The sequence below is a fragment of the Nocardia tenerifensis NBRC 101015 genome (assembly GCF_000308715.1).
Classification (GTDB): domain Bacteria; phylum Actinomycetota; class Actinomycetes; order Mycobacteriales; family Mycobacteriaceae; genus Nocardia; species Nocardia tenerifensis.
Map to the genome: position 1 here is coordinate 1 of NZ_BAGH01000214.1, position 8,820 is coordinate 8,820.

Below are 8,820 nucleotides of genomic sequence, written 5' to 3' on the forward strand. Positions count from 1 at the left end.
GCCGGCGCATTCGTGCACCGCGACGATGCCGTGCGCGGCGGCGTGGTCGAGCGCGGCGGTCCTGGCCCGATCCCGTTGTGCCCGATCCAGTTCCGCGAGCACGGCGGTTCGCACGAGGTGGTGCGCGTTCGCCCGGACCGGCTCGCCGCGGGTGAAGCCGTCGGCGGTGCGCACCTGCGGCAGGGTGTCGAGCAGGGCCGAGGACGCGACGGCCGAGTGCGCGTCCACCCTGGACAGGTAGACGTGTCGCGCGCCGACGACCCCGTCGATCTCCTCGACCGTCGGCGGGCGGCCCTCGGGCCAGGCGGTCTCGTCCCAGCCGTCGCCGAGGATCGCGCCGTCGGGGTGGGCCGCGGCGAAGTCGCCGAGCAGCGACAGGCAGTGTTCGAGCGAACGGGCCGCAGAGAGATCGAGCCCGGTCAGTTTGAGTCCCAGCGCGGTGACGTGCACGTGCGGATCGACGAAGGCCGGCGCGACGAACGCGCCGTCGAGGTCGATGATCTCCGCCTCGGGATGCAGCGCCCGGCCGGGTTGTTCGGCGCCGAGCCACACCACGGTGCCGTCGGTCACCGCCATCGCGGTCGCGTCGGGCGAGCTCGAGCTGTAGAAGCGGCCGCCGACGAGCAACTGTGTACTCACGACTCGACCTCGCCGCTCGCGCGTACGCCCGCTGCCACCCTGGTTCGCTCGTTCACGAGGCACCAGTCTGCCGTAGCCCGATTCGGGCCTGCCGGTCAGCCGTTCAGTACGGGGTGCGGCGCGACGTCCTCCGGGCACGCCAGCACCGTCATCACGTCCGCGAACGGAGACGGCCCGAGCGGCGCGCCGCCCCGGCAGCCCGCTTCGACGGCGATCAGCTCCAGCCGCAGGGCGGCGGCGGTGAATCCGGAAATCGATTGTCCGGCAGCGGCCGCGGCCTTCCGCACTGCCGCGGCTAACTCCTCGCTCACCGTGATGGTGAGTTGCTCGGTGGCCATCGCGCCACCATAACCCTGTTTCGCGCGGATCCCTAGCCCGTCCGCGCGCCTTTACTACCCGTTGGTAATGGCGAAACTATGGCTTGGTGATCGCGCGGCGCGCGTTGCCCTGACCGTCGTCGTACCACTGCTGCACGACGACGCCGTCGACCACCTCGCCGCCGTCGATCACCACGCCGCGATAGGGCATCGCGGCGGCGATCCTGCCGAACCGGCGCGCGGCGAACGCGGTGACCAGCGGACGCACCAGCATGCGGGTCGGCGGCAACAGCAGCAGCAACCCGAACAGCGAGGTGACCAGGCCGGGCACGAACATCAGGAATCCGCCCGTGGCGACCAGCGCGCCGTCGGCGACCGCGGTGCCCGGCGCGATCTCCCCGCGCGCGGCCCGGCGGAACTGCTCGAACACCCGCCGTCCCTGCGCGCCGATCATCAGCATGCCCGCGGCCGACCCGGCGATCAGCAACAGAATGGCGGGGATCACGCCGAGCCACTGGCCGACGGCGACCAGCGCGATGATCTCGGTGACGACATAGAGGACGAAGACTAGGGCGGGCATGGCGATCCTTTCGGACGATCTACTCCTAGCAACGTCCGCCACCGCCGTTTTTCTCCCGAAACCACCTGAGAGCCCGCTGAGATCCGTCAGCCGCCGGGGCGGACCAGCCCGGTCTCGTAGGCCAGCACCACGGCCTGCACCCGGTCGCGCAGGCCGAGTTTGGTGAGCACGCGGCCGACGTGGGTCTTCACCGTGGCCTCGGAGAGATAAAGCTGCTCGGCGATCTCCGCGTTCGAGCGGCCCGCGGCGATCTGCTCGAGCACCTCGCGTTCGCGGGCGGTGAGCACATCGAGGACGCCGGGGTCGCGCATGCGCGCCGGATCCTCGGCGATGAGCCGGTCCAGCAGGCGCTTGGTCACCTTCGGCGACACCACCGCGTCCCCTGCGGCGACGCTGCGAATCGCGGAGATCAGATCCTCGGGCGGGGTGTCCTTCAACAGGAATCCGCTCGCGCCCGCGCGCAACGCGCCGAGGGCGTGTTCGTCGAGGTCGAAGGTGGTCATCACCAGCACGCGGCAGCCGTGGCCCGCCTCGACGATCCGCGTGGTCGCGGTGACGCCGTCCACCACGGGCATGCGCACGTCCATCAGCACCACGTCGGGCCGCAACTCGGCCGCGCGGCTGACCGCGGCCGCGCCGTTGGCCGCCTCCCCGATCACCTCGATGTCCGGGTGCGCACCGAGCACCATCTTCAGCCCCATACGCATGAGTTCCTGGTCATCCACGACGAGAACGGTGATCGACACGCCCTTAATCTAACGTGCCGCCCCCGACGGCACACCGCACCTCATCCGCCGCCGAGAGCATGCGCGCACCACTCTTCGCAGACCGCGAAGCTGCCACCCGCGCTCCTTCGCCTCCTACCCGCAGATCAGCAGGGAATTTCGTTCGCAGCGACCAAGACCTCCTCGGCGACTAACGACGCGCGCAGCATCAGCGGCTACGCGAAGCGTCTGGCGGCGGGTGGCACTCAGCCGAAGAGGGCGCCGCGGGTGAGCCAACCCGGTGCGCCGGACGGCTTCACCCGCGGACTTGGCGGATAAGGTGAGGCGTACCCGGCTCTGCCGCGCCGAAGCGCCGGCTCAGTGGGGCGTTGGTAGGCGCGGTCACACGTCCCAGGTGACCGGGAGGCTTTTCACCCCGAAAATGTCCGCGGTCTCCGGACGCAGCGCAACCTCTTCGGCCGGTACGGCCAGGCGTAGCGTGGGGAATCGGTTGATCAGCGCGGGAAACGCAACGCGCATCTCGACTCGGGCGAGCTGCGCACCCAGGCACAGGTGGATGCCGTGACCGAAGGCGAGATGCCCGTCGGCCCGCCGATGGAGATCGAGCGCGTGGGGATCGGCGAAGCGCTCAGGGTCGCGGTTGGCGGTGTGGTAGGACGCGATGACCACCTGCCCGGCCTTGATCGTCTGGCCGGCCAGTTCGACGTCTTCCAACGCTGTTCTCATGAACGTCTTGGCAACGCTCAGATACCGCAGCAACTCCTCGACGGCCTGGTCGGTGCGGGCGGGATCGGCGCGCAGCGCGGCGAGCTGCTCGGGGTGGCGCAACAGTGCGAAGGTGCCCAACGCCAGCATGTTCGCGGTGGTGTCGAACCCGGCCGCGAGCAGCACCAGCGCCATCCCCCGCAGCTCCTCATCGGTCAGATCGGTGTCGATGAGGTCGCTGAGCACGTCGTCGGTGGGATCGGCCCGCTTCGCGGCCACCAGTTCCGTGAGGTATTCGTAGGTCGCGGTAACCGCGGCGATCTGGTCCTCGTCGCTGGTCTCCCCGTCCATGAACGACTCGACGTGGTCCTGGAAGCGGTCCCGGTCTCGATAGGGCACCCCCAGCAGTTCACAGATCATGATGGCGGGAATCGGCCGGGCGAACGCGGGTACCAGGTCCGCCGGCGGCCCCGCCTGCTCCATGGCGTCCAGGTGGTCGGTGGTGATCTGCTGCACGCGCTCGGTGAGCAGCCCCATTCGCCGCGCGGTGAACTTGCTCACCAGCGGTTTCCGATAGCGCCCGTGTCGCGGCTCATCCATGAGGAGGAACTCGCCCGGCGCCGCCGGAGGGATCTCGATCCCCGAATAGTCAACGGTCGGGTGGAGCATGAGTTCCTTGCGCGAGCTGAACCGCGAGTCGGCCAGCATCGACCTGACCAGATCGTATCCAGTGACCAGCCAGCCGGATTTCCCACCGGGAAAGGTGTAGCGGCTGATCGGGCCGTGTCGGCGAGCGTCGATCAACTCTTCCGGCGGGTCGAACGGGCAGCCTGGCTGCCGCGCCGTCGGTAGCGTCGTAACGGTGTGGAGTTCACTCACGGCCATTCTCCTTGCGCGAGTACAGGTTTGAGACGAATCAGCAAAGCGACAGATTCACTATAAGTAGACGTATACATATACGCAAGGGTTGACCGGGTTCGCCCGACGATCGTGGTTGGACGGGGATGCTGCTCGGCCGCATGTCAACGCCTTCGTCAGACACGCCCAGGCCCACGCTCGGACCAGCGACGAAGTCGGATATCGAACAGTTGAGACAGCTGGCTCAGCGAGGTGCTCGCTGTTGGATATTCGCCCCCGCCGAATGCAGACGTTCCCGCCTAACGCGGGCATACGCACGGCAGCCGATTCGAGCGCACTCCACGTGCGCCGGCGGCCTACTCCGGCAGCCCCGGCTCCAGCGGAATGCTCGCGTGCACCCGCCACGCGCCGTCGGCCGCGCGACCGGTCTCCAACGTCCCGCCCAGAACGGCGATGCGTTCGCGCATGCCGACCAGACCCATACCGCCGCCCTTGATCCGCACGGCGGGCTCGTCGAGCGGAACGCCGCCGGTGTCGGTGATGTCGACGGTCACATCGGCGTCGCGGCGGCGCACCTGAACCCACGCCTTCGGGTGCGGGCCCGCGTGACGCAGTGTATTGGTGAGCGACTCCTGCACGATGCGGTGCACGCCGAGGCTGACCTCGGGCGCGATGTCGTCGAGTTCGCCGGTCAGCTCGAGCTCGACGGCCAGGCCCGCGCCGCGCATCATGTCGACCACCCTGGCCAAACCCGCCGTGCCGTGCTGCGGGAGTTGGTCGGGGGCGTGTTCGGTGCGCAGCAACGCGACGGTCCGGCGCAGCTCGCGCAGCGCCTCGCGTCCGGTGCCCGCGATCGTGCCGAGCGCCTGCTCGGCGGCGTCGGGGTCGCGGCGCAGCGCGTATCGCGCGCCGTCGGCCTGCACGATGATCACGCTCACCGCGTGCGCGACCACGTCGTGCAGCTCGCGCGCGATGCGGGTGCGTTCGGCGGAGACCGCGTCATGCGCGCGGCGCTCCTTGTCGTAGTCGGCGACCGCGAGCCGCGCCGCGACCTCGGTGTCGTAGGCGTGCCGCGCGCCGATGAACTCCGCGAGCGTCCAGCACAGCGCGAAGAACATCAGGGTGAAGATGAGATCGGTCGCCGGATTCAGCAGGCCGAGCGACAGCGTGAACCCGCTGTCGACCACCAGGCCGGCCGCGAACAACAGCCCCTCCCGCCGCCCGACATAGGCGACCAGTGTGTACAGCATGATGCCGAGGCTGAACAGCGTGATGTGCTCGACCTTCTCGTCGCCGGCCACGTACTGCACCACGGTCGCGGCGAACGACAGCAGCAGCGAGATCGCCGCCATCGCGCGCGGGTACACCCGCCGGAACACCAGGGGCAGCGGCAGGAGCAGCCCGATGGCGAACGTCGCGATCTTGTTCTCCGCGTTGGCGATTCCGAGCACCTCGACCACCAGCAGGACGAACGCCAGCATCGAATCCGCAACGATGGGCTTGCCGCGAAGCCACAGACTGAACCGACGCACGCCGACCAGCCTAAGGCGACCTGCGGCTTTCGCGTGCGGTCAGGGGCGCGCGGCCGGTAGCAGTACGCCCGTACTGGACTGCTGACTGGCCCGCCCGCCGCCGTCTGGTTGGCTGACGGTGTGCAGATCGGTGATTGGGCGGTGTTGTTGACGGCGGCGACGGCCGCCGGCTGGGTGGACGCGGTGGTCGGCGGCGGCGGACTGATCATCCTGCCGACGCTCTTTCTGGTAGCGCCGACCATCGCGCCGCAGACCGCCCTCGGCACCAACAAACTGGCCGCGGTCGCGGGCACCAGCGCCTCGGTGGTGACCTTCGCGCGCAAGGTGCCGCTGCGCTGGCGGGTGCTGCTGCCCGCGGCGGCCATCGCGGCGATCACGGCCGGAATCGGCGCGGCCGCAGTGTCTTTGATCGATCGCGACCTGTTCATCCCGATCGTGATGGTGGTGCTCGTCGCGGTCGCGGTGTTCGTCACGCTGCGCCCGTCGATCGGCGTCACCCTCGCCACGCACGCGCCGACGCGGCGCAAGTTCATCCTCACGGTCGCGCTCGCGGCGGGCCTGATCGGCCTCTACGACGGACTGCTCGGCCCCGGCACGGGCACGTTCCTCATCATCACCTTCGCCACTCTGCTCGGCACCGAGTTCGTCCGCGCGGCCGCGATGGCGAAGGTGATCAACTGCGGCTCCAATGTCGGCGCGCTCCTCTTCTTCGGCGCGACCGGCCACATCATCTGGGCGCTCGGCGCGGCCATGGCCGTCGGCAATGTCGCGGGCGCGATCGTCGGCTCGCATATGGCGCTGCGCAACGGCGCGAAGTTCGTGCGCGTCGTGCTGCTCGTGGTCGTGGTCGGGATGGTGATCCGTTTGGGCTGGCAGCAGTTCGGCTGATCAGCCCCGCGTCTCCACCTGCGACGCGAGCCACGGCTTGAGCACGCGCGAGGTGGTCTCGTGGATGCGCCGGTGCAGCCGCTCCCCGTCCTCCGCACCGTTGAGCGGCTGCTGGAACAGCACGGTCAGCGCGCCGGACACCGCGCCGACGACCGCGCCGACCAGCGCCGCCGCGCCGACCTCGTCCAGTTCGGCGGGGAACGCGGCGTGCAGCTGACGGGCGATCTCGCGCTGGGCGACCAACTGCGCGTGCGCCGCCCGCCCGCTCACCGACGGCACCGTCCGCGACACCTTCGCGCGCAACGCCGCGATCCGCGCGTGCAGATCGTCGACGAGATGCTCACCGGGGTTGTCGCCCGCCGCGCGCAACGCCCGTAGCAACACCTCGACCGGTCGCTCCCCCGGCCGCCTGCTCGCGATGGCGGCCACCGCGGCGCGCACCCGCTCGTCCGTCTCGGGGAAGAGCAGCTCTTCCTTACTGGCGAAGTAGTTGAAGAAGGTGCGGGTTCCGACATCGGCCACCGCGGCGATGTCGGCTACCGTCGTCTCCTCATAACCTCTCGTCTCGAAGAGGTCGACGGCTGCCTGGAGCAGGGCTCGGCGGGTACGTTCGCGTTTGCGGTCACGGAGGGCGGATGGCGGCACGCGGGCACAGTACGGCATTTCGCGAGGCAGACGCGGTAGGCGGCGGTTCCGCGCGTGCCGTTCGCGCCGCCCACTCCGGGGTTTCACCCTGTGCCACCTTGCATTTCATGCTTGCTTGCACTCCATGCAAACAAGCACGGCGGGTAAACCCGGCGGGCGCAAGCTCTCTCGCCGGGAACAGACTAGGTTGGAGCGGGTGAGCACCGCGACTTCCAAGGATGTGGACGCCGAGTTCCTCGACCTCCCGCTGGCCGCGCTCGCCGACGCCGCGCTCGCCGCGGCGAAGGCGGCGGGCGCCGAACACGCCGACCTCCGCGTGCACCGGCTGGTCACCCAGTCGATCCGGCTGCGCGACGGGCGCGTCGAGTCGATCACCGACAACGCCGAGCTCGGCCTCGCGGTGCGCGTGATCGTCGACGGCACGTGGGGTTTCGCCTCGCACGCCGCGCTGACCCCCGACACGGCGGCGGATGTGGCCCGCCGCGCGGTGACCGTGGCCAGGACGCTGCGCGCGCTCAACCGCGAGCGGGTCGAGCTCGCCGACGAGCCGATCTACGACAACGTGCGCTGGGTCTCCGCCTACGACCTCGACCCGTTCACCGTGCCCACCACCGAGAAGGTCGCGCTGCTCCAGGATTACGCGGGACGCCTGTCGAGCGCCGACGGTGTCGACCACGTCACCGCGTCGGTCCAGCAGGTCAAGGAGCAGACCTTCTACGCCGACACGGCCGGCTCGTCCATCACCCAGCAGCGCGTCCGGCTGCACCCGGCGCTCGAGGCGACCACGGTCGACTCCTCGGCCGGGGTGTTCGAGACCATGCGCACGCTCGCCGCGCCGGTCGGCCGCGGCTGGGAGTACGTCACCGGAGCCGACGGAGTCTGGGACTGGCAGGGCGAACTCGCGCGCATCCCCGAGTGGCTCGCCGAGAAGGTCAAGGCGCCGACCGTCACCCCCGGCCCGACCGACCTCGTGATCGACCCGACCAACCTGTGGCTGACCATCCACGAATCCATCGGCCACGCCACCGAATACGACCGCGCCATCGGCTACGAAGCCGCCTACGCGGGCACCTCGTTCGCCACCCCCGACAAGCTCGGCACCCTGCGCTACGGCACGCCGATCATGCACGTCACCGGCGACCGCACCGAGGCGCACGGACTGGCCAGCATCGGCTACGACGACGAGGGCGTCGCCGGGCAGCGCTGGGATCTGGTGCGCGACGGCATCCTGGTCGGCTACCAGCTCGACCGCGTCTTCGCCCCGCGCCTGGGCCTCGACCGCTCCAACGGCTGCTCCTACGCCGACTCCGCGCACCACGTACCGATCCAGCGGATGGCCAACGTCTCCCTGCAACCCGACCCCGAGCGCGACACCAGCACCGAGGAACTCATCTCCCGCGTCGAGAACGGCATCTACATCGTCGGCGACAAGTCCTGGTCGATCGACATGCAGCGCTACAACTTCCAGTTCACCGGCCAGCGGTTCTTCCGCATCCGCGACGGCAAACTCGACGGCCAGCTGCGCGACGTCGCCTACCAGGCGACGACCACCGACTTCTGGGGCGCGATGGAGGCGGTCGGCGGTCCGTCCACCTGGCAGCTCGGCGGCGCGTCCAACTGCGGCAAGGCCCAGCCCGGACAGGTCGCGGCGGTCAGTCACGGCTGCCCGTCGGTGCTGGTGCGCGGCGTCAACATTCTCAACACCCGGACGGAGGCGGGCCGATGACCGCGCAGAACGTGATGCCCGCCGGCGAGGTGGTCGAGCGGGCGCTCGCGCTCTCGCACGCCGACGAGGCGATGGTGATCGTCACCGACGTCTACGACACCTCGCTGCGGTGGGCCGGAAACTCCATGACCACCAACGGATCCTCGGTGTCGCGGGACTGGGCCGTCATCTCGATCTTCCGCGAGGGACCGCACTCCGCCCGCGT

General features: G+C 69.8%; 9 protein-coding genes and 1 pseudogene. 3 read left to right on the plus strand and 7 right to left on the minus strand.

Features of this window, described 5'->3' with window-relative positions; translation table 11 throughout:
* The 6 genes from ON39_RS18010 to ON39_RS18035 form a co-directional block, all read right to left on the minus strand.
* Positions 1–639: amidohydrolase family protein (locus ON39_RS18010; RefSeq protein WP_040735570.1), on the minus strand; the 639-nt coding region annotated here is incomplete at its 3' end.
* Between the two features lie 95 nt (positions 640–734).
* Positions 735–977 carry a ribbon-helix-helix protein, CopG family gene (locus ON39_RS18015; protein WP_040735559.1) on the minus strand — a complete coding sequence of 81 codons (243 nt, stop codon included), beginning with the start codon at positions 975–977 and terminating at the stop codon, positions 735–737.
* Between the two features lie 76 nt (positions 978–1,053).
* The gene (locus tag ON39_RS18020) at positions 1,054–1,536 is read right to left on the minus strand and encodes an FxsA family protein (RefSeq protein ID WP_040735560.1); all 483 of its coding nucleotides are present in this window, start codon (positions 1,534–1,536) and stop codon (positions 1,054–1,056) included.
* A gap of 86 nt (positions 1,537–1,622) precedes the next feature.
* Positions 1,623–2,282: a response regulator gene (locus ON39_RS18025; protein ID WP_040735561.1), complete on the minus strand. Its 660-nt coding sequence runs from the start codon at positions 2,280–2,282 to the stop codon at positions 1,623–1,625.
* A 360-nt stretch (positions 2,283–2,642) separates the two neighbouring features.
* Positions 2,643–3,851, minus strand: a complete 1,209-nt coding sequence (locus tag ON39_RS18030; protein ID WP_040735564.1) for a cytochrome P450 — start codon at positions 3,849–3,851, stop codon at positions 2,643–2,645.
* Between the two features lie 329 nt (positions 3,852–4,180).
* A complete protein-coding gene (locus tag ON39_RS18035; RefSeq protein WP_040735565.1) occupies positions 4,181–5,356 on the minus strand; it encodes a sensor histidine kinase in 1,176 nt (391 codons plus the stop codon).
* Between the two features lie 120 nt (positions 5,357–5,476).
* Here ON39_RS18035 and ON39_RS18040 point away from each other — a divergent pair, with 120 nt between their 5' ends.
* Positions 5,477–6,244 (plus strand): TSUP family transporter, encoded by a 768-nt coding sequence (locus ON39_RS18040; RefSeq protein WP_040735566.1) that lies wholly within the window; start codon positions 5,477–5,479, stop codon positions 6,242–6,244.
* Here the strand turns inward: ON39_RS18040 and ON39_RS18045 are convergent, their stop codons facing one another.
* Entirely contained in the window at positions 6,245–6,889 is a 645-nt protein-coding gene (locus ON39_RS18045; protein ID WP_246003168.1) for a TetR/AcrR family transcriptional regulator, read from the minus strand.
* A gap of 196 nt (positions 6,890–7,085) precedes the next feature.
* Here ON39_RS18045 and ON39_RS18050 point away from each other — a divergent pair, with 196 nt between their 5' ends.
* Both ON39_RS18050 and ON39_RS18055 read left to right on the plus strand, forming a co-directional pair.
* Positions 7,086–8,615, plus strand: coding sequence for a TldD/PmbA family protein (locus ON39_RS18050; protein WP_040735568.1), 1,530 nt, complete (start codon positions 7,086–7,088; stop codon positions 8,613–8,615).
* A pseudogene (locus ON39_RS18055) lies at positions 8,612–8,820 on the plus strand (TldD/PmbA family protein); the annotation flags it as partial. The gene ON39_RS18050 and the pseudogene ON39_RS18055, both read left to right, overlap by 4 nt.

Coding starts and splice junctions, on each gene's coding strand:
- ON39_RS18015 (WP_040735559.1), bottom strand. CDS start 977: ATGGCCACCGAGCAACTCACCATCACGGTGAGCGAGGAGTTAGCCGCG.
- ON39_RS18020 (WP_040735560.1), bottom strand. CDS start 1,536: ATGCCCGCCCTAGTCTTCGTCCTCTATGTCGTCACCGAGATCATCGCG.
- ON39_RS18030 (WP_040735564.1), bottom strand. CDS start 3,851: ATGGCCGTGAGTGAACTCCACACCGTTACGACGCTACCGACGGCGCGG.